This window comes from Acinetobacter sp. GW821-FHT01C12 (assembly GCF_059422625.1).
In genome coordinates, this window is sequence record NZ_JBWKXD010000008.1 from 131,903 (window position 1) to 156,742 (window position 24,840).

Here is a 24,840-nt window from a genome sequence, read left to right on the forward strand (position 1 = left end):
TTCTTATTTTGGGATTGAGTAGTAGGTTCAATCCCAAAAGGCTACCCCATTCCGCCCTGCCTATAACACTTGTCACACTTATGCGACCGTGTGCTTAATGAATGGACTCAATCCACTATGTGGCTTCACAGTTTCGTCATAGTAAGCTGATGCTAATAAAACGTTATAGGAAGTAAATTAGCTCAGATAAGAATAAAGAAGATTTCGCTATAATTTCAAATAGTGCCAAAATTGTGCCAAAGAAAAAGGGAATCAAACTATTCATTTGATTCCCTTTAAAATATTTGGCGGAAGCGGTGAGATTCGAACTCACGGAGGACTCACACCCTCGTCGGTTTTCAAGACCGGTGCATTAAACCGCTCTGCCACGCTTCCAATGGCGGCTATCATATAAATAAAATTGCGACTTGGCAAATCTTTTTCAGTATTTCTTCAATCAAATGTACAAAATAAAGTCAAATCTCGCTAATTTGATGAATATTCAAGCTATTCATAACGAATTGAATTGATATACCAACGTTTTTTCCCTGATGGTGTATCCACTTCTGCCTCATCATCAACTTGTTTAGACAGTAAAGCTCTTGCCATCGGTGAATCAATTGAGACATGTTGCGGATGATGATCATAAATTTCATCTACTCCGACCAGACGTATGGTTTTTTGTTCGCCTTCGTCATTTTCTATTTCAACCCAAGCACCAAAATACACCTTGCCTGCTTGCTCTGGAGAAAAATCAATAATTCGTAATTCTTCTAAACGCTTCCCCAAATAACGTACACGACGATCGATTTTTCGAAGTAGCTGCTTATTATACTGATAATCAGCATTTTCAGAACGGTCACCCAGACTGGCAGCCCATGTCACTTTCTTGGTAATTTCAGGTCGCTCTTCGCGCCAGAGATGTTGTAACTCAGCGACCAACAGATCATGCCCTGAACGGGTAATTAAATTAGATTTCATGATTTAAAACCATTTAAAATACATATGCACTTGATACTTATTTTTTAAAAAATGTTGCTACAGTCTACAGCCAATAGCGTAAAGATGTCAGCTCAAAAATAGCGCATTTTAAGTTTTAAAAAGCAATAAAATCGTTTTTTTCCTATTTAAATTCAGACATAAAATTCAATCAGAAAACCTTTTAAAAGTGGTAATTCTTAACTTACATTTGGAACATTTGCTTACAGTTTTTGGCAGCGTATTTCAGTTTTAAAATTCCTACAATTTTTAAAAAAATATTCCTTTAAAAATCATTATCTTAAATATTTTAAATTGATCATTTTTCATACAAAGTTTGACAGATCCAAAAACCGCCTATATTATGCGCACATGTTTTATGAGTTTATTTTTTTAATTTTGTAGTTTTTCTGCAAAATCTTTCTATCCCACATGTCATTTTTTGAATGACGTTCATGACTGCCCACCCTTATTGAATTTACCAACTATAAGAAGTTTTTAAGCGTTTTTGTGCTTATTACTTTTTAGGGCAATAAATTACTTGTAGCGGAGACAACATGCACAGTAGTTCAACCTCTGGGTCGAGGCTTAGCCTTAACTCATTTTTTCGTGCGCTGCCAATCAAAACTTTAGTTTTATCCACTGCATTAATTCCTTTTAGTATTAATGCGAGTAAGAACAATCAATACAATGCTGTAGTTAATTCGAGTAAATTGACTGTAGTTGCGGTTTCCAATCCAAGCATCGTGTTTAAGGATGGAGACTATAAGCATGGCTTCGGCTATGACTTAGCCCATAACTATGCTGAAAGTTTAAACGTTAAACTTGAGCTTAAAACTGTTTCTGACAATGCAACAGCATTGAAAATGGTTGCTCAAGGTAAGGCGAATTTTGCGATTACCACCGCAAATATGCAAAGCATCGAAGCAGAACGTTTAACCTCATTTTCAGCAAGCTGTGGTGATTTTAACAGTTTAAAAAGTAATGGTTTAAACCCAGAATTAAATTGGGTATTTAAACAAGCTGAAGATCCATTAACAGCAACAGCAAGTGGTTTCATTTGCCAAAGCAAACAAAATGGTTCAACCCAGCAACTTGCCTCATTTTATAATCGTAATGTCGTCAAGAAAGACGATTGGAACGTGATTCAACGTGACTTAAGTTCTCGTCTACCGATTTATAAAGCCAGCTTTAAGCGCTCTGCACAGCAATATGGCTTAGATTGGCACCTGCTTGCTGCAATTGGTTATCAAGAATCATATTTAAAACCAGACTCTGTTTCTCCCACAGGTGTCCGTGGTTTGATGATGTTGACCAATACCACAGCCAAAGAAATGGGTGTTAGTAATCGTAGTGACCCCGCTCAGAGTATTCAAGGCGGCGCAAAATATTTTGATATGATGTTGAGTCGTTATTCTTATATTCGTAATCCAGATCGTCACTGGTATGCTTTGGTTGCATACAATATGGGCCCTGGTGCAGTTGAAGGTATTCAAAAGCGCATCAAAGCACAAGGTAAAGATCCCAATGACTGGATGAATCTTTATAATTATTTGACACGTAATCAAGCAAGTAATGGTCGTTATAAACAAGCGGTACAGTATGTCACACGTATTCGGGCTTATTTAGAACACATTAAGACCACACCTCGATTACTAGAAATTTAATCTGTATTTTAAATCGCTTGGATTTGTAAAAATCAGGCAATAAAAAAGCTTACTCTCGGGTAAGCTTTTTTATTTTAAAAGGATTAAGCAGTTTGCTCTAATACTTTCTTAAATAAATCTTTTTGCTCTTGGCTTGGCTTCGCTGTTTGTAAAGCCATCAATTGAGACATATCACCTTGAACTTTGATTTTGCCTGTCATAAATGCTTGCATTGCAGCAGCCATATCAAATTCTAAGAATACTTTACGAAGTGTTTCAGCATCCATGTTCAATGTTGTTTTCGCATTTGCAGAACTACCTTTGACGATTTTTCCGCCGTCTAAAGCAAGCTCTGTGTTGCCATCTGCATCTGCAACAACCAAATTAATTGCTAAACCTGAAAGTGCTGGTGGTAAGTTTAAATCACCTGCTTCAGCAGTTAATTTTTCAACATTTGCAAACCAATCATCAGTTAAAAATGCAGGCATGTTCATTCCTCAAATTATTTATTCAATTTATTGTGTTATCTATCCAGACAACATCAGGTTGAAGCAGTTTTGCTTGCCCAATGTTATAGCATGATAATTTCAATTTGGGCTAAAGTTTTTTGTACGGACTGTTCATGTTTTATCGGTTTTATCGTTTTATTTTTTTAAATCAGGCACTCATCTCAATATGAATGCCCGATTCGTTCATTTAATTGGCAAAAAAGATCAATCTGCTGCAAAACTAAGATTTACAACATCTAAACGTTTTTTCATTTCTTCCGTATCACATTTCATATCGAATTCACGTTCTTCATCCAATTTTTCAAAATCAAATAAATCACGATCAGCCAATTGTGATGGTGAAACATTCTGTAATGCACCAAAAATACTGTGCAAACGTTTTGGATATTGTTTATCCCAACCACGTAGCATGTCGTTTAACATGGCGCGTTGTAAGTTTTCCTGAGAACCACATAAGTTACATGGAATAATCGGGAATTTACGAATTTCAGCATATTTGATGATGTCTTTTTCTTCGACATAAGCCAAAGGGCGAATCAAAATGTTCTTTTTATCCGAAGACAATAATTTTGGCGGCATCGCTTTTAAGCTACCACCATGGAATAGATTTAAGAAGAACGTTGCAATGATATCATCGCGATGATGACCCAATGCCACTTTGGTCGCACCAATCTCTTGCGCAAAACCGTAGAGTGAACCACGGCGTAAACGTGAACACACTGCACAGTAAGTTTTCCCTTCAGGTGTCAAACGCTTGGTGATGCTATAGGTGTCTTTTTCCAAAATATAATAAGGAATATTATTTTCTTCCAAATATTTCGGTAACACATCTTCAGGAAAACCAGGTTGCTTTTGATCCAAGTTCACTGCGACAACATCAAAGTTGATCGGTGCAATACGTTTAAATTGCAACAAAATATCAAGCAAGGTGTAACTGTCTTTCCCACCAGAAACACAGACCATTACCTTATCGCCTTCCTCAATCATTTTAAAGTCACGAATTGCATGGCCGACTTGACGACGAAGTTTTTTCAAAAGACGATAATAAGCTGAACTTGTTGGAAGCTCTGGTTTAAAATTAAATCCTTGTTCGGACTCAACTGGCGAGTACATAGACGAGATAAACCCATAAAAAAATACTGGGCAATTTTATCTGATTTGAACGTTAACCGCATCTAAAGATTTTTTTATTTTGCATCAATTTTTATCTGGTCATCTTCCTGTCGTATTTCCACATTTAAAATAGACGGCTCAGTTCATTTTTTAGCCGAAGTGCTTATCTTTTGGACTTTTCCACAGTTTTCCACAAAACCTGTGGATAAAATTGTGGATTGTTTGGGGCTTGACAAAGTTTTCTCACGCAATGATGGGCATTCTCTTTAGATTGATCATTTTTTAACCATTATATTTTATATATATTTTTCAATTGTTTAGCATAGTCAATAAATATATTTTAAAAAAAATATAAAATTTTTTTTGATTAATATGCCAACAAATAGCACTTGCTTTTTCGCGATTGTATTGTTAAAACTCAATTCATAGTTTTTCTTGTTCAATAACTTTGTTAAACTCCCAAAAATTGGGGAAATATTTTAATTACTACAAAATGAAAAAATTAATTACGGGTTCGCTAGTGTCTATTTTAGGGTGTATGAGCTTTGCTTCATTTACATCGCAAACATTTGCAGGTCAAATTTATTTCTACAAAGACCAAAATGGGACAACCTTGCTGACCAATCGCAAAAATTCGGATCGTTCACTGCAAAAAGTCAAAGTAACTTATTATAAAGACAGTAATATTCACAGTTATAGCAACTGGGGCAGCTCAGAATCCGCAGTACTGCCAAGTTATAGTAAAAGTAAAAACTCTTTTGACAGTATTATCCGCCAAGCTGCGCAGACCCATGGTGTGTCTGAAGGCTTAATCAAAGCAGTGATGCATACCGAGTCTGGCTTTAATAGCAATGCCCGTTCTCCTGTCGGTGCACAAGGCTTAATGCAACTGATGCCTGCAACGGCTCGTCGCTTCAATGTGTCTAACTCTTATGATCCACAGCAGAATATTTTTGGTGGTGCCAAATATCTCAGTTGGTTAATGAAACGCTTTAATGGCAATACCAGTTTAGCTTTAGCGGCTTATAATGCTGGTGAAGGGAATGTGGACAAATACGGCGGTATTCCTCCCTTCCGTGAAACCCAAGACTATGTCAAACGTGTAACCAGTCGTTTAAACAACCTCTATGCTGGTGGTTTAAATTTATCTGCAAATAATATTGGCACTTCAACCAGTACTGGACAAATCATTGCCCAATCAAATCAAAATGATTTCTCCAATCAAGTCGAGCCGACACCACAAATCAGCAACAGTTCAAATATTCAACCCGTAAAATATAGTTCTCGACCAATTATTATTGCTTCTGATGGGACTTACACAGATGCACCTGCGGGTTCTTATTCAACAGCACATGCCAGTGCGACAGCACAAATCACCATTGGCAACTAATTACTTAAGCGCTTAATATCCCCAAAATTATGTTGCTAAAATAGTAAATAATGCACTTAATTTGTGCAATTACATATTTTCAACAAATTGCTGAAAAAAATAATGTTTTCTCTAATACAGAGAATCTTTTTTTAACTTGTCTATTTTTTTAAATAAATTGCTTATCCACTATCCATTTCATTTGAATTTGTTATTTTTTGCCCGCTAGATTTTTCCCATTATTCTTGAATTTTAATCATCTAAACCTCATATTGAATTTCATGATTTATTTAATACGTCATATTATTTATTATTTATAAGAGGATTCTCTCCATGATGCGGATTGGTTTGTTTTTGCTAACCAACCTCGCGGTACTGGTTGTAGCTGGCATTATCCTATCATTATTAGGTGTTGGTAGTTACTACGGCGCTGGCGGTCTTAAATTAGGCAACCTGATGGTCATCTGTTTAGTGTTTGGTATGGTAGGTTCTTTAATCTCCCTATTTATGTCCAAATGGATGGCGCTAAAAACCACAGGTACTGAATTAATCGACCCGAATGCTCCTCGTAACCAAGCCGAAGTTTGGTTATTACAAGAGGTTGCTCAACTTTCACAACGTGCTGGTATTCAAATGCCAGATGTTGGTATTTTCCCATCTTATCAATCCAATGCATTTGCTACAGGTTGGAACAAAAACGATGCGCTGGTATCGGTTTCAACAGGTTTGCTCGAACGCATGAACAAAGATGAATTGCGTGCCGTGCTTGCGCATGAGATTGGTCACGTTGCCAATGGTGATATGGTCACATTATCCCTTATTCAAGGTGTAGTGAACGCCTTTGTAATGTTCTTTGCCCGTGTGGTTGGTGATTTTATTGACCGTAATGTCTTTGGTCGTCAAGATGGTGAAGCGCCTGGATTGGCTTATTTTGCAATTACCATCGTGCTTGATATCGTCTTCGGTATATTGGCTTCGGCAATCGTAATGTGGTTCTCTCGCTATCGTGAATACCGTGCAGATGAAGCTGGTGCTCAACTTGCAGGTAAAGAAGCCATGATTTCCGCATTATTGCGTCTACAGGCTGAATCTGAAATGCCAGATCAAATGCCGAAAGAAATGAAAGCTTTTGCGATCGCAGAAGGTAAAGAGCAAGGTTTTAGTTTGGCTGCTTTATTCCAAACTCACCCGAGCATCGAGCAACGTGTTGCCGCTTTACGTCAACTTAATTTACCTTAATCTATACACGCTCGCTCAATCGCAGTGATCATTAGAAAAACAAAGCCTCCAATATGGGGGCTTTGTTTATGGGTACATCATATTTTTAATTTTTGCTTGTTCGATATTTAACGTGCAATTGCTATCTTACTTTCTTACTTTCAATACCAATACCAATACCAATACCAATACCAATTTGAGGAATTAATCTAATTGGATACAACGGATTAAACTTCCATTCGGATCAATCACACAAAACATATCAATTTCTTCGAGATACTGGATTTCTGTTATTCGTGCTTCTGGGAATTGTGCCCAATCTAAGCCTTGCCAAAAATGAAAAAGATCTTGCAAGACATGTGTTCTTAAGCAGGCACTAAACCATGATTCTTTTGGATTTAAATTGGGGTGATGGAAAAACTCAACCAGCAAACTGTCCTTACTTAAGATCATCCATTCTGCGGACTGATAATCACACTGAAAACCTAAGAATGCGTAAAATTTACGAGTATGATCAAAATCAATAGCAGGAAGGTTTGCCGAAATATAATCTTGCATGATCACCTCTGTATTTTAATATCTACATTTTCAAATCAATTCAATGTTGGAATCTATGTACGATAGCTTTGATACCAATCCCATAACATATTTACGCCAAACCACATTGCAAGTCCAATCAGGATCAAAACAATCAAGCCTAAAATATCGGGAATATGAATCCAAATCCAAGCAATAACAGGATTACGCCAAAATGCAGATTGCTGTTGCTTTTGTTCTAGCTTCTCATGTAAAAATGGATGAACCACATGATCATCACTATAAATCTGATATTCTTCTTGAATATGGTCATGTACAACGTCTAAAGCTCTACGACTGGGCCGAATAAAAATATCAAATAAAGTTCCAGCAATCGGTATACACCCCACAACGCCGTCAATCACAGCCAATTTTAATACCCCGTTGAGCTTTGCTTGAGGCACGCCAATCTGTTTAGCTTTATAAACCGCATAACAAGTCAATACAAAACCCGCGACATCACCAGCAATCGGTATGGTACTGAGTGCTGCATCTGCCCCTACCCCTTGTTTGGTAAATGGAATACGTACCACTGAATCCATCATATTGGCAAATTTAGCCAAATCTCGTTCAAGTTTAATGACTTCTTGAGTAGATAATTTTTTTTCTGTACCCATAAAGATTTCAATTTTTTGACATGGTGAAGTTAAATTGATCATACCCAATAAATTCAGTATGTTGTGTATAAGTTTAATATTTACAGTAGCAAAATCTTATCAATACCATAAAAAAGGCTGAGCGCTCTTTTAAACTACTCAGCCTTTTCGGATATACAACGGGATTAATCTAAGAACTTAACCACAGTCCCCGGTTGAACCTTACGACCTAAATCATTGGCATCCCAATTGGTCAAACGAATACAACCATGAGAAGCGGTCTTTGAAATTAATGAAGGATTCGGCGTACCATGAATACCAAATGTCGGTTTACTTAAAGCAATCCACATATTGCCAACAGGACCATTTGGACCAGGCGGTAATGCCAGCTTTTGACGGTTGCTCCCTTGAACAAAGTTTTTCGGGTTATAACCATAGACAGGGTTTGCGGCAACTTTAATGACCTTATGCGTCCCTTTCGGGGATGGTGTACCAGAACCCCCAATTGTGGCAGGAAAAGATGCAATCATTTGATTTGCACTATTGTATAAATAAAGTTGTCGCGCAGGCTTATGCGCAATAATTAAGGCCACACCTTCAGGCAAATCATTGCGTACAATCGGTACATTGATGGTTTCGCCTACTTTTTTAAAGTTAGCTTTTGGATTGAGTTGTTTAAGAAAGTCTTCATCAATATGAAACTTTTCACCTAACATTTCAGTCACACGGGTGTAATACAGACCTGGCATTTTTGCTTGTTGGGCATAATTTCGCGGAATTGATTTGGCATAAGGCCCTTTAATATCCGCTGCAGTAATTTGATAAGTTCCAAACGCTGCAGATTTTTGATTTTTTAACAAACTGTCCCAAGTCGGTTTATCCAGTTCACCACTAATCGGTAAACTTTTAATCTGTTGATACGCAGCAAGTGCTTTTAAAAAGTTCTTGCCACTTTTACCGTCGATTGGCCCAGGCGAAGCATGTAAATTATTGAGCATCACTTGTGCACGGGCATAAACGGGGAATTGCCCTCTGCCAATATTTTCTGTCCAATTGGCGGTATTGATGCTGTTCACTGACCAATCTTGTTTTAAGTCCGCTTTTATCGCTTCTTGACTTTTATCAGCTTTTACATTTTGTTTGGCAAAAATTTGACTTTGAATATTTAAACCCACAAGACACATGATGCAAATCAGGTTTGGCAGAAACTTGCCCATATAAAGCTCTCTATTAACTCAATATTATAATTGATGTACTTATCTAATAAACTATTGTATTACAGACACATAGTATACTGATCTCAAACAATAAAAGCGACGTCACACACACCTTGAACGATCATTTATATTCTCAAGGCTTTAAACACAATTGTATAAGATCAATAGCGTGTTTATTCATAAAATGAAAATTATGTATGCTGGAAGTTTATCTTTGTATGACTTTATTATCATTTTTTAAGAAAAATATGCAATAGTACATTTTGACTATTTAATCATTTAAAAACGGTAATTTTAAAATAAATTCAAATTAAGCAATTGAAAATCATTGCTATGTTATACAGTTGTAGATTTTCTATTCAGCATTAGCACTCAATCATGACACACACATGACCAATCCGAACAAAATATAAGCTTTAGATTTGTTTTTAATCATTTAATTTGAATTATTGATTAGAAATAGCTGTTATCATTTTAAAGTGTTATAGATTATCATCTCATTTATTTTGTCAGTAAGAATTGCCTTGAATACGATCACTTTGCTTCAGCCAGATGACTGGCATGCCCACCTGCGTGATGGTCTTGCCTTAAAACGTACAGTTCCAGATCTAGCCAAACAATTTGCCCGTGCGATTTGTATGCCGAACCTCGTTCCACCTGTGAAAACTGTAGATGAAGCGAATGCTTATCGTGACCGTATTATGGCACATGTCCCTGAAGGGGTTGATTTTGACCCACGTATGGTACTGTATTTTACCGACCATACTTCTCCAGATGAAGTTCGCAAAATCAAAGAGTCTCAATTCGTCAATGCAATTAAACTCTATCCTGCTGGTGCAACAACCAACTCGGATAATGGTGTCAGTGACATTCGTAAAGTTTATGCAGTGATTGAACAGCTTGAAGAACATCAAGTGCCATTACTATTACATGGTGAAGTTACCCATCAACATGTGGATATTTTTGACCGTGAAAAACGCTTTTTAGACGAAGTACTTTCACCGTTACTTAAACAATTTCCGCAATTAAAATTGGTGTTAGAACATATTACCACCAGTGAAGCCGCGCATTTTGTGCTTGAACAAGATCGCAATGTTGCTGCGACGATCACACCACAACATTTACTGTTTAACCGTAATGATATGTTGGTCGGTGGTATAAAACCGCACTTTTATTGTTTACCGATTTTAAAGCGTCAAACTCATCAACAAACTCTACTTGAAGTTGCCACAAGCGGTAGCCCTAAGTTTTTCTTGGGTACTGACAGTGCGCCACATTCTAAAAATGCCAAAGAAAATGCATGTGGTTGTGCAGGTTGCTATAGTGCACCTACAGCAATTGAGCTTTATGCTCAGGCTTTTGATCAAGTCAACAAAATCGAACGCCTAGAAGGTTTTGCTAGTATGTTTGGTGCAGACTTCTATGGTTTGCCTCGCAACACAAATAAGATTACCCTTGTGAAAGAAGATCAGGTAATCCCTGAAAGTTTAGATTATTTGGATGGTGAACACATTATTCCACTTTATGCTGGAAAAACCATCCAATGGAGAAAGGTGTGACAACTGAAACATTACCTGTGATTGGACAACGCTTTCGTGGTTTTTTACCCGTTGTGGTTGACGTTGAAACAGCAGGTTTTAATGCAGATACCGATGCATTGCTTGAAATCGCATGCATCCCCATTGTGTATGATGCTGAAGGAAAATTTGTTCCAGGTGAAGCACATCATGCACACATCAATCCTTTTGAAGGTGCAAATTTAGATCGTCGTTCTTTGGATTTTATTGGTGTAGATCCATTTAATCCAATGCGTATGGCAATGGCTGAAGATGAGAAAACAGCATTAAAGCGTATTTTTAAGGCGGTTAATGAAGTGCGTCGTCAGCAACATTGTACCCATGCGGTCTTGGTCGGACACAATGCCCATTTTGATTTAGGCTTCCTAAGAGCTGCAATTGCGCGAACTGGCAGTAAAAATCAAAACCCTTTTCATAGTTTTTCTGTATTTGATACTGTGACTTTAAGTGCGGTCATGTTTGGTCAAACTGTTTTGGCTAAATCATGTATTCAAGCTGGAATCGAGTTCGATGGTAAAGAGGCTCACTCGGCCTTGTACGATACTCAAAAGACGGCTGAACTGTTTTGCTATATTTTGAACAAACTCGCACCTCACTTACTTGACAATTTGGTGGCGGATCAATAAGATATCGCCATCTTCTAAACGACCCTATCGTCTAGAGGCCTAGGACATCGCCCTTTCACGGCGGTAACCGGGGTTCGAATCCCCGTAGGGTCGCCATCTAATTATTTTTATAATTTCTTTCTCTCTTTTTTGATCTTCTTGATTCAATTATTTTATTCCATCCCTTTTCTTTAGACTTTAGAAGCTGATGGCTTATTTTATTTTGTCAATTTTGGCATTTTAATCTAAAATATCTCTTTAAAGTTCAATGACATCAAATATGCAATCACCTGATCAATCGAATCAGCACACTGTCGCTGATGGGCAAACTATTGTCTTAAAAAGATCCATGACCAAACGCCACCTGATCATGTTGTCATTAGGCGGTGCGATTGGTACTGGCTTATTTTTAAGTTCAGGTGAAGTGATTGCACAAGCTGGGCCGATTGGTGCAGTGATTGCCTATATTATCGGTGGTTTAATTGCCTATATGGTAATGCTGTGCTTAGGCGAACTTGCGGTCAATCAACCTGTGACTGGATCTTTTGGTGCTTTTGCAGCTAAAAATATTGGACCGGGTACAGGTTACATGGTGTCGTGGATGTACTGGCTTGGCTGGTCTGCCACCTTGGGGACTGAATTTACAGCGGCAGCCATGCTGATGCAGGAATGGTTTCCAACAACCTCCATCTGGTTATGGACCTTGGTCTTTATTGTTGCCGTCTTGATTTCCAATCTAACCTCAACACGCTTTTTTGCAGAGTCAGAGTTTTGGTTGTCTTTTGTTAAAGTTGCAACGGTATTGGTATTTATCTTACTCGGCCTAACCGCAATATTTGGGTTAATCCCCTTTCATGGTCATGAAACTGCACCCTTATTCAGTAATTTAACCGCACATGGTTGGTTACCCAATGGTTTATTTCCTATTTTTGCCACCATGCTGATTGTAAATTTTGCCTTTAATGGTACTGAGATGATTGGGATTGCGGCTGGTGAAACTGAAAATCCTGAAAAAAATGTCCCAAAAGCAATTCATGCTGCGGTTTGGCGGTTAATGATTTTCTTTGTCGGCACCATTATTGTCATCAGTTCATTATTGCCCTATCAAGATGCTGGCCTAGCCGCGCATGGTGAAGGGATCAGTAATAGTCCCTTTGTTTCTGTTTTTAACTTGATTGGAATTCCTTACGCAGAAGACATCATGCGTTTTGTGATCATTACAGCGCTTTTGTCCACTGCAAATTCAGGCCTATATGCGGCATCTCGTATGATGTGGGCGCTTTCAATTCAAAAACAATTACCTCGAGTTTTTTCCAAACTGACCAAATCAGGTACCCCTGTTGTTGCAATTTTTGTGACCATGATTGGGGGTTTACCCGGTTTACTGTCGGAGCAATTTGGCGCAGATGTGATCTTTAAAAACTTACTCGGTGTAGCAGCATTTACCATGGTTATCGTGTGGATGAGTATTTGCTGGAGTCAGTTTAATTTCCGTCGTAAATGGCTGGCCAGCGGTAAAACACTAGCTGATTTAAAATTTAAAACGCCATGGTATCCCGTTGTACCAATTCTTGGCTTTATTACCTGTACCGCAACCGGTTTAAGTATGGCAGCAGATCCGGAAATGCTTTCTGGCTTTATTGGTTGTTTAGTGTTTATGGCAGCATGTTATGCAACTTATTACTGGCTTTATCATCAGAAAAATTAAGTCGCATTGTAAATCACTGATCAGCCCGTATTCATACGGGCTTTTCTATTTTGGACTTTTAACCAATAGCATCATTTTTCAGTGATCCATATATGAATCAAGCCGTTTTTATTTGATTTGGATTCTTCTAAAAAACAAAAAATAGCTTTATGGCTAAATTAAAAACAAATACATGATGATTCGCTTATAGATTCATCAGTTAGACGCTTTTTCGATAAATCCATTTTGACAAAAATATCTTTTATCCTTAATATACGCATCACCTCATTACGACCCTATCGTCTAGAGGCCTAGGACATCGCCCTTTCACGGCGGTAACCGGGGTTCGAATCCCCGTAGGGTCGCCATATTTGAGATTGTTTCTAACATAAAACTTTCTCGTAAAAAAGCCTGAGCAATACGACTCAGGCTTTTTTATATCTATCGTATTTTAAAGCAGTTAAAAACCACCATCCGCTCATATTTAAAAGATTGTTTTTTCATCAATAATCTGAATTTTTAATTTAAAATAATCAGTGCAGAGTTAAATATAAACAATTGATTTAAATATTTATTTATAAAAACCATAAAATCACGGTGATTTATAGTATTGCTTATTGAGCATTAGCAACACTCAATCATTGCACTATTTATGAATTGGGCTAAAATAGCGCGCTTCTTGTTTTATTTCCATCTGAAGCTTATGCAGTCATCACCAAATCAAAATGATGCTCAGGTATCATCTAATTCTTCACCACTCAAACGAGCAATGAGTACTCGTCACTTGGTGATGATTTCGCTTGGTGGTGCAATCGGTACAGGGCTTTTTTTAGGTTCTGGTGAAGTAATCTCACAAACCGGTCCGATTGGTGCCATTATCTCTTACATCCTCGGCGGTGTAATTGCCTATATGGTGATGCTGTGCTTAGGTGAACTTGCGGTTCATATGCCTGAGTCTGGTTCGTTTGGTACTTATGCACAACGATACATTGGTCCAGGTACAGGATACACCGTTACTTGGCTGTATTGGCTAACATGGTCAGCAACACTAGGCACTGAATTTACTGCTGCGGCTTTGTTAATGCAAGAATGGTTTCCGCATATCTCGATGTGGTTATGGACGCTGATTTTTGCAGCAATCGTGTTTGGCTTAAATATGAGCTCAACCAAATGGTTTGCCGAATCTGAGTTCTGGCTCTCTTTGGTTAAAGTCATCACGGTAATTGCCTTTATTCTTTTTGGTCTCTTGGCAATTTTTGGGATTTTAAATTATCAGGGGCATACTTCAGCACCGTTATTTAGTAATTTGACCGATGAAGGCTGGTTCCCACAAGGTCTATTCCCAATCTTCACCACCATGTTAATCGTGAACTTTGCCTTCTCTGGTACTGAGTTGATTGGCGTTGCTGCGGGTGAAACTGAAGATCCTGCGAAAAATGTGCCTAAAGCCATCAATACTGCTATTTGGCGTTTATTGATTTTCTTTGTCGGTACGATCATTGTCATTAGTGCACTACTCCCTCACCAAATGGCAGGATTACATGCTGAAGGGGTCAGTAGCAGCCCATTTGTCACCGTATTTGATCATATTGGTATTCCATACGCAGAAGACATTATCCGTTTTGTGATCATCACTGCGTTGTTGTCTGCTGCCAACTCAGGGCTATTTGCTGCATCACGTATGATGTGGTCGCTCTCAGCCAAGAAACAGCTTCCAGCATTGTTTTCTAGGGTCAATGCACGTGGTATTCCATATATTGCGGTGATTGTCACCATGTTCGGTGCGTTACCTGGTCTGCTTTCAGAGCAATTTGCACCTGAGACTATTTTTAAAAACTTGTTAGGTGTGGCTGCGTTTACCATGGTTGTAGTGTGGATGAGTATTTGTCTGAGCCAGTTTAATTTTAGACGTCAATGGTACAAACAAGGTCATACCAAAGCTGAATTAGGCTTTGCTGCACCATTGTTTCCAATTGTGCCGATCTTAGGTTTTATCTTCTGTTTAATTACCTGTATCAGTATGGTATTTGACCCTGAGATGGTGGTGGGCTTTATTTGTTGTTTAATCTTTATTGCCATTTGCTATATCAGCTACGCATTTTTATATAAAGATCAATCACAACCCTAAACAACATCTAACTGATCATGCCTAAACAAAAAGTGTAGCCATTGGCTACACTTTTTGTACATTCATAGATAGTCAAAATCAGTTTAAACTCGTAATTTAATAGCTAAACATAACAATCTATAAAAACCCCAATGAAGATTATTTTTATTCATGGTATGAACCAACAGAATTATAATGCTGAGAGTTTAAAACAGCATTGGATTGATATTCTTCAGCAGGGAATCGATGAACTTAAACTGCCTATTTCAACAGCACAATTAGATATTCGCTTGGCTTTTTATGGCGATTTAATCAGTAAACACCAATTAAGCAATCGCTTTGACTTAGAAAGCTTTCTGCCTAAATCATGGGTAAACTTTCACTTTCATAAACATACAACAACGCCAGCCACGACAACTTTAAATGTCGCTCCCGCAATTCCAATACTGCCCTACTTCATGCCTGAGCATGACTTAAAACTGTCTAAACGCTTGTATTTGGCTTCGCAATTGTTAAAAGATAAGGCGCTTAAAGAGTTCTCTTTAATTTTAAATAATTTTCCAAAACTTCATGAAAGTTTGATTCATAAATTTCTGATCGAAACTTATTTATACCTCGCCAATCCTCAGTTTATGGATGAAGTCCATCAACGGATATTGGCCAGCTTAGAACCCGATCAACCGCATATTATTGTTGCGCATTCTTTAGGAACCGTGATTGCCTATAATCTGTTACAACAACTACAAGCAAACTATCAGATACAACGCTTTATTACCTTAGGCTCACCACTCGCCTTTAAAGTGATTCAGTCTAAACTAACGCCACCAATCAAAAGACCAAATTGTCTAAATGGTGATTGGCATAATTTCTATTCTCCAGATGATTTTTTAACCGCTTTCCCTTTGATCAATGCACCCTTTGACTTTCAACCCGCAATTTTAAATACCGCGATTTCAACATTTATTCATACTCCTCATCAAATCGCGGGCTATTTACAACATCCTGCGGTGATTCAAAATATTTTAGATCCCATTGTGTACCCCAAGCCGTAATAATGGTCTTAATTTTAACCACTTTGCTCATATTGCTTTGTTTTTATCCACATAAACGCAATTTCAGTTTTTATTGTGGAAAAAAGTTTGACACCTGCCTGTATTCGCCCTAATATACGCCCACCTCTGAAACGACCCTATCGTCTAGAGGCCTAGGACATCGCCCTTTCACGGCGGTAACCGGGGTTCGAATCCCCGTAGGGTCGCCATTAATTTAATGGTTTAGTTTCAAGTGTCTGCCTCAATTTATTGACCCTATCGTCTAGAGGCCTAGGACATCGCCCTTTCACGGCGGTAACCGGGGTTCGAATCCCCGTAGGGTCGCCACATTCAAGAATGTATGTATATACCGCTTCTTATAAAAAGCCTGAGCATCATGACTCAGGTTTTTTTATGCCCACTATATTTCCAATCAATTCAAACCAGCAACCGAGTCAACCATTTTCAATTTCTTTGAATTAAAAATTGCACTTGGCGCAATCACAGTTTCTTGCAATGGAATATGCTGTCCATAGCGTTGTTGCATAAGTGCTTTAACACTTCGATCTGTGAGATCAAAACTTTGTAATTTTTCCAAGGGCGCCAATTCTATTCCTAAAGCGTATTGATAAGCTTTCCATACAATTTCAGAGCAATAAATTGCGTCATCATTCCATTCAAAATAAACATCATAGGGTTTATTTAAATAAGTCTCGGCCTGTTTGACTAACTTGTGTTGTTGCTCTGCAGTCAATTGAGGTTGATAACGCTTTACGACATAGGCTTTATTTACACCGCGATTGATCCATTGTTGAAGCGGTGTATATTTCACAGGCTGAATCGCCTCCAAAACCAAAGCTTGACCTTGTTTCATCACGATCATTCCCATGTGGCTATATGGCGAATGGGTGGCTTTTTGAATCACAAGACTTTGTGCAGATTTAGAAGTATGAAAAATAATATCCCCTGTCTGATACTGTGCGGCATATATCGAGTTAACGTAAAACAACACTGTCAGCAACAAGAGTTTGAACGGTTTTCTTAACATCATTTAAATCTTAATTTTGATCTTCTTTATCTTGGATTTAATCTAACAGAGTAGTAAAGCATTGCCTAAACTTTGCAATAAAAAAGGAGCAAAATAAACTTTCATTTTGCTCCTTTAGCTTTTAATTCAAATCAAAAACATCAGCTGTTTGTGATTTTGCTTTTGACTTATATACCTCATCAAGACAAGAGCAAAACCCAATCATTCATCATTTAAAGCACATTCAAAACTACTTGGGGTTTGACCACATCGAACCTTTTTCAAAATTTTCATCATTGTTGGGTCATAGAAGCCTTCTTTGGTCATCTGAATACGTGCTTCACGCATAATCTTGATATAGCCCGGTTTATCTGCTTCACGAATATCAAACCAATATTTATCTGGAACTTCTCGCTCTAGTTTATCGACAAACTGAAATGCTGGGCTGAGTTGTTTAGAAATCATTTCCCGTGCGATTGGTCCCATACCTGCAGGGAACTTATTCCGATGCATGATTAATGTGCCTGTGACCTGTATCAAAGGAAAGCGAATAATACCACCGACCACATTGCCATTTTTATCAGTCATACCCTTTTTCAATTCTAAAGGCTTAAATAACAAAGCAGGCCCCGCCATAATATCGACTTCTTTGTTATTAAACTTTCCCCCCACAGTTAATAGATCAACAGAAACAGGTTGTGCACCAACATTTTGCACCAACTTCTTTTGAGTACCGTCAAAGTTCATGACCGCCACTTTTTTCCCTGCTGCTTTTGATAAGGTATCAATACGGCGATCATTGACCATAATATACGCAGCACCTAAAGGAACAATCCCCACCACTTCATAATCACGATTGACCATTTTTGCATCGTACTCAGGCCGTGCAAGTAACTGGATCACAGTGGTTAATTGCTTATAGTTTTGTACTGCCCCAATGGCATCAATACTGCCAACAAACGGATTAAACTGACGTGCACGAATGTTACTGATTCCAGCACCATCACAGCGTTTACTGCGGAAATCCTCAGTCAATACACGCTCATCGGTATAAACTCTTAAATTAATATCCGTAGATGCGGTTTTCTTTAATTTTGGATAATTTAAATCAATATGCATCGACAATTTGGTTGGACGGGTAATTTTCATATCCACCCCAAATTCCTTAGCAATCTGTGTAATTCGTGGCAATTCACTGATATAACTGGTCGCTTGTTCAAAAGCTTCACTATTGGCGCCATCAGGAGAATACACACACAGCGTGACTGTTTTGGGAATCTGTTGCCAAACTTTTGGATCATTCATTAAGGTTTTAATTTTATTCTTTGAATGTGCAGATAACTCAAGATCCAGTTTTGGCGCTGCTGGAGCGGCATAGCTCATTAGCGGTAAACTGCTTGCCAATGCAAGCATTGAGATAACAAACCGTCGTGACAAGGTATGAGATTGTTGTTTTAGCTGACTTTGCATGGTGTTTTCCTGTTTATTTTCGTGCTTATCCATAATCATCACTCACGTGAATTTCTTCTCAGCCTAATTGAAGTGCTTCCATTTGCAATTGACTGAGCAAAATCCTACATTTGTCAGAATAGATACTCTGGAATTAAAATGTAGAACATCAATATTTAATCTTGTTTTATCAAACGATTAGAATAATAGCTTAAAACTGCCCATTTATCGCAAACTCTGTTGAATAAAAGATAATCAAAATAACATCTTAATCATTTCCTTATAAATGCTGTTTATCAATTCATTGTATACTGGCAACAGTTTAGTTTTAGCATTCAGAACATGGATCAAAATTCACAACTGCGTAGATCTTTAAGACAACAACGACAAAAGCTGACCCGCAATCAACAAATGGTCATTGAATTGCAATGCTTTAAACAGATGCTACGCCATCGCCATTTTTTCAATGCGCAGAAAATCGGATTATATTTAGATGCTTTTGGTGAAATTCAAACCAAATTGCTTATCGAATATTGCTGTGCGATTGGAAAAACCGTGTATTTGCCCATGATCTGCAATATGAACAAAAAACTGGTTTGGGTCAAAATATCAAATCGGCAGTTTCGCAATCGACGCTTTTCTTTACATCGTCTTGGGATGTTAGAACCTATGGCAAGTCGTGCTAAACATATTTCAATACTCGATCTGGTGATCATGCCTTTATTGGCTTGTGATTTAAAAGGTAGTCGTATGGGTATGGGAGGCGGTTTCTATGATCGAACGCTTGCATCAGCTACACACCGCCCACATCGGCTTGGTTTAGCCCATGATTTCCAGTTGCTCACCCACGAGCTTAAAAGAAATCCGTGGGATCAGCCCTTAGATAGTTTAATTACCCCAGCAAAAACCTATTATTTTCGCCGCTAAATTGACCAATAAATGCAAATTGGTTTATTTGTTAATCAAATAGTTGCGATTTTTTAAACTTTTTATTTGGCAAAGCCCTTGTAATTTTTGAAATACACATCACTATAAAAAACATGGCAACACCGTTGTCACTCATTAGGAGTGCCCATGTCTGAGATTATTATGAATCAAGAAAACTTAGAGCCACAGGTTCCAAGTGTATTACCGCTTTTAGCGTTGCGTGACGTGGTTGTGTACCCACATATGCAAATTGCGCTATTTGTGGGTCGTGAAAAATCGATCAATGCAGTTGATGTGGCTCGTAACAGTGACAATTTAGTATTTGTAGTTGCGCAAAAAGATTCGCTTACAGAAGAAATTGATCACGACAACTTATATCAATATGGTACCGTCGCAAAGATTGTACAAGTTGTGAATCATGAAAATGATGAAAACTGTATCAAGGTACTGATTGAAGGCTTACATCGTTCTAAGTTGGTTGAAATCATCGACAATGATGAATACTTATCGGCTGAACATGCATTAAGCCCAATGACAATATCTGTAGATAAAGATACTCAAGCAACACGTGTAGAAGAATTACGTGCACTGTTTTCACAGTATGCAGAAGCCAAATTACGTAATGCACGTGAATTGATTGCAGCAGCAAATAAAATCGACGATTTATTACAATTGTTGTTCTTTGTTGCAACCCGTGTACCTTTAAATATCGATGTAAAACAAAAATTCCTAGAGCACGATGAGTTTGAAGCACACTTACAAGAGCTGATGACTTATTTATTGCAACAATCTGAAGAACAACAGATTGAGCAAACATTGCATGACTCTGTAAAACGCCAAATGGAAAAGAACCAACGCGAATACTTCCTCAATGAGAAGATGAAAGTCATTCAGCGTGAACTTTCCGATATGAATGGTGGTGCGGAAGATGATGTTGCTGAAATTGAAAAACGTTTAGCGGAAGCTGATTTACCTGAACATGTGCGTAAAAAAGCTGAAAATGAATTCCGTAAACTCAAAGCAATGCAACCTGCGTCAAGTGAAGCTGCTGTTGTGCGCAACTATATTGAGGCTATTTTAGATACGCCTTGGAATAAAGCCAGCAAAGTCAGCATTAACTTAGCAAAAGCTCAGGAAATTTTAGATACAGACCACTATGGTTTGGATGAAGTCAAAGAACGTATTGTTGAATACTTAGCAGTTCAATCACGCGTGAAAAAACTTCGAGGTCCAATCCTTTGTTTAGTTGGTCCTCCTGGTGTCGGTAAAACCTCACTCGGGGAATCAATTGCCAAAGCAACTGGTCGTGAATTCGTTCGTATGGCACTCGGTGGTGTCCGTGACGAAGCAGAAATTCGTGGTCATCGTCGTACCTATATTGGTGCGATGCCGGGTAAAATTGTGCAGTCATTGACCAAAGTTGGCGTTAAGAACCCACTGTTCTTGCTCGACGAAGTGGACAAAATGGCACAGGATTATCGTGGTGATCCAGCTTCTGCCCTGCTTGAAGTACTTGATCCATCACAGAACAACAAGTTTAACGATCACTACTTAGATCTTGATCTTGATTTGTCTGAAGTGATGTTTATCTGTACTGCAAACAGCATGAATATTCCTGAGGCTTTATTAGACCGTATGGAAGTAATTCGTTTGCCGGGTTATACCGAAGACGAAAAAGTCAATATTGCCGATCGTTATCTTGTTCCAAAAGCAATCAAGAACAATGGTTTACGTGGCAAAGAACTGACTGTTCATGAAGAAGCGATTCGTGACATTGTCCGTCGTTATACCCGTGAAGCTGGTGTACGTAGCCTTGAACGTGAAGTATCGAAGATTGCACGTAAAGTGGTGAAAGAATCAGTCAGTAAGAAAGCGAAAAACTTACATATTGATGTCACTGCTGAAAACTTACCTGAATATTTAGGTGTGCATAAATTTGATTATGGTATGGCGGAAGAAGAAGCTCAAGTGGGTCGTGTAAATGGCTTGGCATGGACTTCTGTCGGTGGTGAGTTACTGACCATCGAAGTTGCAGCTGTAAAAGGTAAAGGTAAATTTATTACCACGGGTTCACTCGGTGATGTAATGAAAGAATCGATTACTGCGGCAATGACTGTAGTTCGTACACGTGCTGATGAATTGGGTATTGAAGCTTCTCGTTTTGAAGAAACTGACGTACACGTTCACTTACCTGAAGGTGCGACACCGAAAGATGGACCATCTGCAGGTTTAGCATTAACCACTGCTCTGGTTTCAGCATTCACAGGGATTGCAATTCGTCCTGATATTGCAATGACAGGTGAAACCAGCTTAGGTGGCCGAGCAATGCGTATTGGTGGCTTAAAAGAGAAACTTTTAGCAGCACATCGTGGTGGCGTTAAACTGGTGTTTATCCCACAAGAAAACGTTCGTGACTTAGCTGAAATTCCTCAGAACGTGAAAGATGGTTTGGAAATTAAAGCAGTGAAAAGCATCGATGAGATTCTTCCACTTGCTTTGGTTGAACAACCTACGCCATTGGTCAAAGCACCAATCGTTAAAGCGGTTGATGAAGGCAAAAAAGCTGCACGTCATTGATCCAATGATCGAAAAAGAGAACGCTTCGGCGTTCTTTTTTTATGTTTATAATCAAGGGTCTGTTGACATTTCATAAATGGCTTGCGTTGTAGGTTAAAATTGAGCATGAGACGTATACGTCGTAAAGCAGGAAACGAAGAGAATAGCGAGACTATTTTCGAGTTTCATAACGTAGGCTGAGATAATTTTAGCCACAACCCTGAGCAAGAACAAAGCACTGCTTTGTTTGCAGCGCAAGGCGCAGCGGGGGACTAGAGTGTTTTTTGCCGCTACGTCGTTACGAATTACTCATTTAGAATGACTAAATTTCGTATTTCGCGCCTAGTATCGCCTAAAAAACACACGTCGTCGCAAACATAGACGAATTGTCAACAGACCCTATTATTTCTTTAAGTTTTTCTTGGAATATTGATTAAAAAATAAACTTATTTACAAAATACAGCTGCTCTTGAGTTAAGTTTGTCATAAGCTAATCACAATAAAGTCTAAAAATAGAGTTTAAAGGCTCAACTGCCCTTAAGCTTATAAATACAGCCATGTATGGTTATAAAACTGATAACAGCAAAATAAAAGGACACGTTTATGTCAAATCCAGTATGTTGGTTCGAAATCTATGTCAATGATATGGCACGGGCAAAATTATTTTATCAAACGGTGATTGGTGTTGAGCTGAGTTTACTTAGTGATCCAAACGATTCATCGGTGGAAATGTGGACATTTCCATCGGATATGAACCAATACGGCGCAACAGGCTCATTGGTTAAAATGGAAGGCATTTCTGCTGGTGGAAACAGTACAATTGTCTATTTTAGTAGTGAGAATTGTGCCATTGAAGAAGCCCGAGTTGCAGCCGCTGGTGGTCAAGTTCATCAAACAAAAATGTCGATTGGGCCTCATGGGCATATTGTTTTAGCCATTGATACTGAAGGCAATATCTTTGGTATTCATTCAATGAATTAGTAGTAAGTGAACTCAACGACTGCTGGTAATTTAAAATTGGCAACTAAGCTGGTTGAAAAATATACGAACATCCTCATATATAAATTATACAAGTATACGCGCTGTAAGTGTGGTTACTTAACGTCGATTTGGTCTCCAGACAGATCAACGTTAAAACACAGTCCTACCCATTTTGGACTGTGTTTTTTTATGGGTAACTTAGAGCTGATTACAAAAGCTTATCCCAGAAAAACGATTTATTGACTTAAAGCGCCTAGACTTATGATCGGTTCTGCTGCCATTGTGCATATTTTTGACTAATCACGACTGCCATCAAATCATAATTCTCCCATGTATCATCCACAGCATAGGTATCTGTCAAACCTTTAGCATCAACTAAGATTTCATCATAATCTTTAAAATATTGATGGCTCTCATAATAGGCTTGGGTAAATTCAAAGCCTTGTTCATTTAAATCTTCTTCCCAAAATTTTTCATCACACATATTGATCAAAAACTGTCGTCCAGTCATTTGACGTGTACGTACTTGTTCTAATTCATCGGCACTTTCTTCTTGGTGAAACTCACCTTCCAATTGGTTATTGATAATCCAAGCTAAATAAATTCCAATATGTGTCCCACCATTTTCATATGGAAAGCCTGCTTGCTCTGCGGATTCGCCATGCCAATCAATACGATCTATTGCCATTATTTATTTTTCCTTGTGATTATTTATTGAGATCTTTAAACAGTATAAACACTTATTTTATATTTTTTAATCCAAAAACTAAGCCGTTAGAGATAAAAAAGCCCTGAAATTAATTCAGGGCTTTGCGCTAAACTGTAAAATAAAGCAGATCAACCTTGGAAATAACGTAAATCTAAACGACCTTCATAAACGGTTGCAGTCGGCCCTGTCATCCAAACCACATCGCCTTCTTTCCATTCAATTTGTAATTTACCACCAGCCAACTCAATTTCTACATTATTGGCAAGTAAGCCACGACGCATTCCAGAGACTGCGGCTGCACAAGCGCCTGTACCACATGCCATCGTTTCGCCCACACCACGTTCGAATACACGTAAGCGCGCATGCTTTTCATCAACAATTTGCATAAAGCCTGCATTTACTCGTTGCGGAAAACGTGCATGTGCTTCCACTTGAGGACCAATTTTGGCAACATCTGCAGTTAAAACATCGGGAACGATTGTCACTGCATGTGGATTGCCCATATTGACCACATCAATGGTCAGCAATTCATTATCTTGCAATGCAATGTCATACAATGCATCTGGTTCTTCTGCAAGAAATGGAATCTCATTGGGTAAAAATTTTGGATAGCCCATGTTGACACGCACCCAACCATTTTCACCCAACTCAGGTTCAACAATACCAGCGCTGGTTTGAACTTTAAAACGTTTTTTATTGGTCAACTGACGTTCATAAACAAACCGTGCAAAACAACGTACGCCATTGCCGCATTGCTCTACTTCTGAACCATCAGCATTGAAAATACGGTATTTAAAATCAACATTGGGAAAATCTGGTGGTTCAACAATTAACAGTTGATCAAAACCAATCCCGAAATGACGATCAGCCAAACGGCGAATGGTCATTGCATCGAAAAATGCACGCTGGCTGATTAAATCAACCACCATAAAGTCATTGCCCAGACCATGCATTTTGGTAAATTCTAATAACATTTAAAATGG

21 protein-coding genes, 5 tRNA genes and 1 pseudogene are annotated in these 24,840 nt (G+C 38.3%); 16 read left to right on the forward strand and 11 right to left on the reverse strand.

Going from position 1 to position 24,840, the window contains the following annotated elements:
- Positions 1-49: 49 nt before the first annotated feature.
- Positions 50-269, forward strand: a pseudogene (locus tag AC07WY_RS16555) (hypothetical protein); the annotation flags it as partial.
- A gap of 16 nt (positions 270-285) precedes the next feature.
- On the opposite strand, the gene AC07WY_RS16560 reads toward AC07WY_RS16555, so the two are convergent.
- Positions 286-375, reverse strand: a tRNA-Ser gene (locus tag AC07WY_RS16560).
- A 111-nt stretch (positions 376-486) separates the two neighbouring features.
- Positions 487-960 carry a transcription elongation factor GreB gene (greB, locus tag AC07WY_RS16565; RefSeq protein ID WP_004722375.1) on the reverse strand — a complete coding sequence of 158 codons (474 nt, stop codon included), beginning with the start codon at positions 958-960 and terminating at the stop codon, positions 487-489.
- Between the two features lie 554 nt (positions 961-1,514).
- Here greB and AC07WY_RS16570 point away from each other — a divergent pair.
- Positions 1,515-2,624: an MltF family protein gene (locus AC07WY_RS16570; RefSeq protein ID WP_004722376.1), complete on the forward strand. Its 1,110-nt coding sequence runs from the start codon at positions 1,515-1,517 to the stop codon at positions 2,622-2,624.
- 83 nt (positions 2,625-2,707) lie between these two features.
- Here AC07WY_RS16570 and AC07WY_RS16575 read toward each other — a convergent pair whose 3' ends face one another.
- Together AC07WY_RS16575 and ttcA are read right to left on the reverse strand one after the other, a co-directional pair.
- Positions 2,708-3,091 carry an SCP2 sterol-binding domain-containing protein gene (locus AC07WY_RS16575; RefSeq protein ID WP_004722377.1) on the reverse strand — a complete coding sequence of 128 codons (384 nt, stop codon included), beginning with the start codon at positions 3,089-3,091 and terminating at the stop codon, positions 2,708-2,710.
- 225 nt (positions 3,092-3,316) lie between these two features.
- Positions 3,317-4,225, reverse strand: a complete 909-nt coding sequence (gene ttcA, locus AC07WY_RS16580) for a tRNA 2-thiocytidine(32) synthetase TtcA (protein WP_004722379.1) — start codon at positions 4,223-4,225, stop codon at positions 3,317-3,319.
- A gap of 538 nt (positions 4,226-4,763) precedes the next feature.
- On the opposite strand from ttcA, the gene AC07WY_RS16585 reads away from it, so the two are divergent.
- Together AC07WY_RS16585 and htpX are read left to right on the forward strand one after the other, a co-directional pair.
- Entirely contained in the window at positions 4,764-5,615 is an 852-nt protein-coding gene (locus AC07WY_RS16585; RefSeq protein WP_494736778.1) for a lytic transglycosylase domain-containing protein, read from the forward strand.
- 312 nt (positions 5,616-5,927) lie between these two features.
- On the forward strand, positions 5,928-6,833 hold the full coding sequence (gene htpX / locus AC07WY_RS16590; RefSeq protein WP_004819720.1) for a protease HtpX: 906 nt from the start codon (positions 5,928-5,930) through the stop codon (positions 6,831-6,833).
- A 183-nt stretch (positions 6,834-7,016) separates the two neighbouring features.
- On the opposite strand, the gene AC07WY_RS16595 is transcribed toward htpX, so the two are convergent.
- The 3 genes from AC07WY_RS16595 to AC07WY_RS16605 form a co-directional block, all read right to left on the reverse strand.
- A complete protein-coding gene (locus AC07WY_RS16595) occupies positions 7,017-7,370 on the reverse strand; it encodes a bleomycin resistance protein (protein ID WP_004819718.1) in 354 nt (117 codons plus the stop codon).
- 53 nt (positions 7,371-7,423) lie between these two features.
- On the reverse strand, positions 7,424-8,005 hold the full coding sequence (locus AC07WY_RS16600; protein WP_494736767.1) for a DUF4112 domain-containing protein: 582 nt from the start codon (positions 8,003-8,005) through the stop codon (positions 7,424-7,426).
- A gap of 164 nt (positions 8,006-8,169) precedes the next feature.
- On the reverse strand, positions 8,170-9,201 hold the full coding sequence (locus tag AC07WY_RS16605; protein WP_494736768.1) for a L,D-transpeptidase family protein: 1,032 nt from the start codon (positions 9,199-9,201) through the stop codon (positions 8,170-8,172).
- Between the two features lie 524 nt (positions 9,202-9,725).
- Here AC07WY_RS16605 and pyrC point away from each other — a divergent pair.
- The 9 genes from pyrC (at position 9,726) to AC07WY_RS16650 (ending at position 16,556) form a co-directional block, all read left to right on the forward strand.
- Entirely contained in the window at positions 9,726-10,760 is a 1,035-nt protein-coding gene (pyrC, locus tag AC07WY_RS16610; protein WP_096733465.1) for a dihydroorotase, read from the forward strand.
- A complete protein-coding gene (gene rnt, locus AC07WY_RS16615; RefSeq protein WP_004722393.1) occupies positions 10,745-11,404 on the forward strand; it encodes a ribonuclease T in 660 nt (219 codons plus the stop codon). Before pyrC ends, rnt begins: the two co-directional genes overlap by 16 nt.
- A gap of 20 nt (positions 11,405-11,424) precedes the next feature.
- A tRNA-Glu gene (locus AC07WY_RS16620) sits at positions 11,425-11,500 on the forward strand.
- A gap of 163 nt (positions 11,501-11,663) precedes the next feature.
- The gene (locus AC07WY_RS16625; protein WP_105713078.1) at positions 11,664-13,091 is read left to right on the forward strand and encodes an amino acid permease; all 1,428 of its coding nucleotides are present in this window, start codon (positions 11,664-11,666) and stop codon (positions 13,089-13,091) included.
- A gap of 271 nt (positions 13,092-13,362) precedes the next feature.
- Positions 13,363-13,438: transfer RNA gene (locus AC07WY_RS16630), tRNA-Glu, on the forward strand.
- A 335-nt stretch (positions 13,439-13,773) separates the two neighbouring features.
- Complete coding sequence (locus AC07WY_RS16635; protein ID WP_034618380.1) at positions 13,774-15,198, forward strand: amino acid permease; 1,425 nt, start codon at positions 13,774-13,776, stop codon at positions 15,196-15,198.
- Between the two features lie 131 nt (positions 15,199-15,329).
- Complete coding sequence (locus tag AC07WY_RS16640; RefSeq protein ID WP_494736769.1) at positions 15,330-16,229, forward strand: lipase family protein; 900 nt, start codon at positions 15,330-15,332, stop codon at positions 16,227-16,229.
- Between the two features lie 133 nt (positions 16,230-16,362).
- A tRNA-Glu gene (locus AC07WY_RS16645) sits at positions 16,363-16,438 on the forward strand.
- A 42-nt stretch (positions 16,439-16,480) separates the two neighbouring features.
- Positions 16,481-16,556, forward strand: a tRNA-Glu gene (locus tag AC07WY_RS16650).
- A gap of 85 nt (positions 16,557-16,641) precedes the next feature.
- On the opposite strand, the gene AC07WY_RS16655 is transcribed toward AC07WY_RS16650, so the two are convergent.
- Positions 16,642-17,256, reverse strand: coding sequence for a YiiX family permuted papain-like enzyme (locus tag AC07WY_RS16655; protein ID WP_419280126.1), 615 nt, complete (start codon positions 17,254-17,256; stop codon positions 16,642-16,644).
- Between the two features lie 201 nt (positions 17,257-17,457).
- Entirely contained in the window at positions 17,458-18,648 is a 1,191-nt protein-coding gene (locus tag AC07WY_RS16660) for a putative solute-binding protein (RefSeq protein WP_224965497.1), read from the reverse strand.
- Between the two features lie 378 nt (positions 18,649-19,026).
- Between AC07WY_RS16660 and AC07WY_RS16665 the strand changes: the two genes are divergently transcribed.
- The 3 genes from AC07WY_RS16665 to AC07WY_RS16675 all read left to right on the forward strand — a co-directional run bounded on the left by AC07WY_RS16665 (position 19,027) and on the right by AC07WY_RS16675 (position 23,148).
- The gene (locus AC07WY_RS16665) at positions 19,027-19,611 is read left to right on the forward strand and encodes a 5-formyltetrahydrofolate cyclo-ligase (protein ID WP_096733461.1); all 585 of its coding nucleotides are present in this window, start codon (positions 19,027-19,029) and stop codon (positions 19,609-19,611) included.
- Between the two features lie 147 nt (positions 19,612-19,758).
- Positions 19,759-22,188 (forward strand): endopeptidase La, encoded by a 2,430-nt coding sequence (gene lon / locus AC07WY_RS16670; RefSeq protein ID WP_004722406.1) that lies wholly within the window; start codon positions 19,759-19,761, stop codon positions 22,186-22,188.
- A 582-nt stretch (positions 22,189-22,770) separates the two neighbouring features.
- Positions 22,771-23,148 (forward strand): VOC family protein, encoded by a 378-nt coding sequence (locus AC07WY_RS16675; protein ID WP_419334775.1) that lies wholly within the window; start codon positions 22,771-22,773, stop codon positions 23,146-23,148.
- Between the two features lie 259 nt (positions 23,149-23,407).
- Here AC07WY_RS16675 and AC07WY_RS16680 read toward each other — a convergent pair whose 3' ends face one another.
- Positions 23,408-23,836, reverse strand: a complete 429-nt coding sequence (locus AC07WY_RS16680) for a DUF7832 domain-containing protein (protein WP_419334776.1) — start codon at positions 23,834-23,836, stop codon at positions 23,408-23,410.
- A 149-nt stretch (positions 23,837-23,985) separates the two neighbouring features.
- On the reverse strand, positions 23,986-24,831 hold the full coding sequence (gene dapF, locus AC07WY_RS16685) for a diaminopimelate epimerase (RefSeq protein WP_004722412.1): 846 nt from the start codon (positions 24,829-24,831) through the stop codon (positions 23,986-23,988).
- Between the last annotated feature and the right edge of the window lie 9 nt (positions 24,832-24,840).

Bases quoted from the DNA above. Each gene is read 5' to 3' on its own strand.
- greB (WP_004722375.1), bottom strand. From the start codon at position 960: ATGAAATCTAATTTAATTACCCGTTCAGGGCATGATCTGTTGGTCGCT.
- AC07WY_RS16570 (WP_004722376.1), top strand. From the start codon at position 1,515: ATGCACAGTAGTTCAACCTCTGGGTCGAGGCTTAGCCTTAACTCATTT.
- AC07WY_RS16575 (WP_004722377.1), bottom strand. From the start codon at position 3,091: ATGCCTGCATTTTTAACTGATGATTGGTTTGCAAATGTTGAAAAATTA.
- ttcA (WP_004722379.1), bottom strand. From the start codon at position 4,225: ATGTACTCGCCAGTTGAGTCCGAACAAGGATTTAATTTTAAACCAGAG.
- AC07WY_RS16585 (WP_494736778.1), top strand. From the start codon at position 4,764: ATGAGCTTTGCTTCATTTACATCGCAAACATTTGCAGGTCAAATTTAT.
- htpX (WP_004819720.1), top strand. From the start codon at position 5,928: ATGATGCGGATTGGTTTGTTTTTGCTAACCAACCTCGCGGTACTGGTT.
- AC07WY_RS16595 (WP_004819718.1), bottom strand. From the start codon at position 7,370: ATGCAAGATTATATTTCGGCAAACCTTCCTGCTATTGATTTTGATCAT.
- AC07WY_RS16600 (WP_494736767.1), bottom strand. From the start codon at position 8,005: ATGGGTACAGAAAAAAAATTATCTACTCAAGAAGTCATTAAACTTGAA.
- AC07WY_RS16605 (WP_494736768.1), bottom strand. From the start codon at position 9,201: ATGGGCAAGTTTCTGCCAAACCTGATTTGCATCATGTGTCTTGTGGGT.
- rnt (WP_004722393.1), top strand. From the start codon at position 10,745: ATGGAGAAAGGTGTGACAACTGAAACATTACCTGTGATTGGACAACGC.
- AC07WY_RS16625 (WP_105713078.1), top strand. From the start codon at position 11,664: ATGCAATCACCTGATCAATCGAATCAGCACACTGTCGCTGATGGGCAA.
- AC07WY_RS16635 (WP_034618380.1), top strand. From the start codon at position 13,774: ATGCAGTCATCACCAAATCAAAATGATGCTCAGGTATCATCTAATTCT.
- AC07WY_RS16640 (WP_494736769.1), top strand. From the start codon at position 15,330: ATGAAGATTATTTTTATTCATGGTATGAACCAACAGAATTATAATGCT.
- AC07WY_RS16655 (WP_419280126.1), bottom strand. From the start codon at position 17,256: ATGTTAAGAAAACCGTTCAAACTCTTGTTGCTGACAGTGTTGTTTTAC.
- AC07WY_RS16660 (WP_224965497.1), bottom strand. From the start codon at position 18,648: ATGCTTGCATTGGCAAGCAGTTTACCGCTAATGAGCTATGCCGCTCCA.
- AC07WY_RS16665 (WP_096733461.1), top strand. From the start codon at position 19,027: ATGGATCAAAATTCACAACTGCGTAGATCTTTAAGACAACAACGACAA.
- lon (WP_004722406.1), top strand. From the start codon at position 19,759: ATGTCTGAGATTATTATGAATCAAGAAAACTTAGAGCCACAGGTTCCA.
- AC07WY_RS16675 (WP_419334775.1), top strand. From the start codon at position 22,771: ATGTCAAATCCAGTATGTTGGTTCGAAATCTATGTCAATGATATGGCA.
- AC07WY_RS16680 (WP_419334776.1), bottom strand. From the start codon at position 23,836: ATGGCAATAGATCGTATTGATTGGCATGGCGAATCCGCAGAGCAAGCA.
- dapF (WP_004722412.1), bottom strand. From the start codon at position 24,831: ATGTTATTAGAATTTACCAAAATGCATGGTCTGGGCAATGACTTTATG.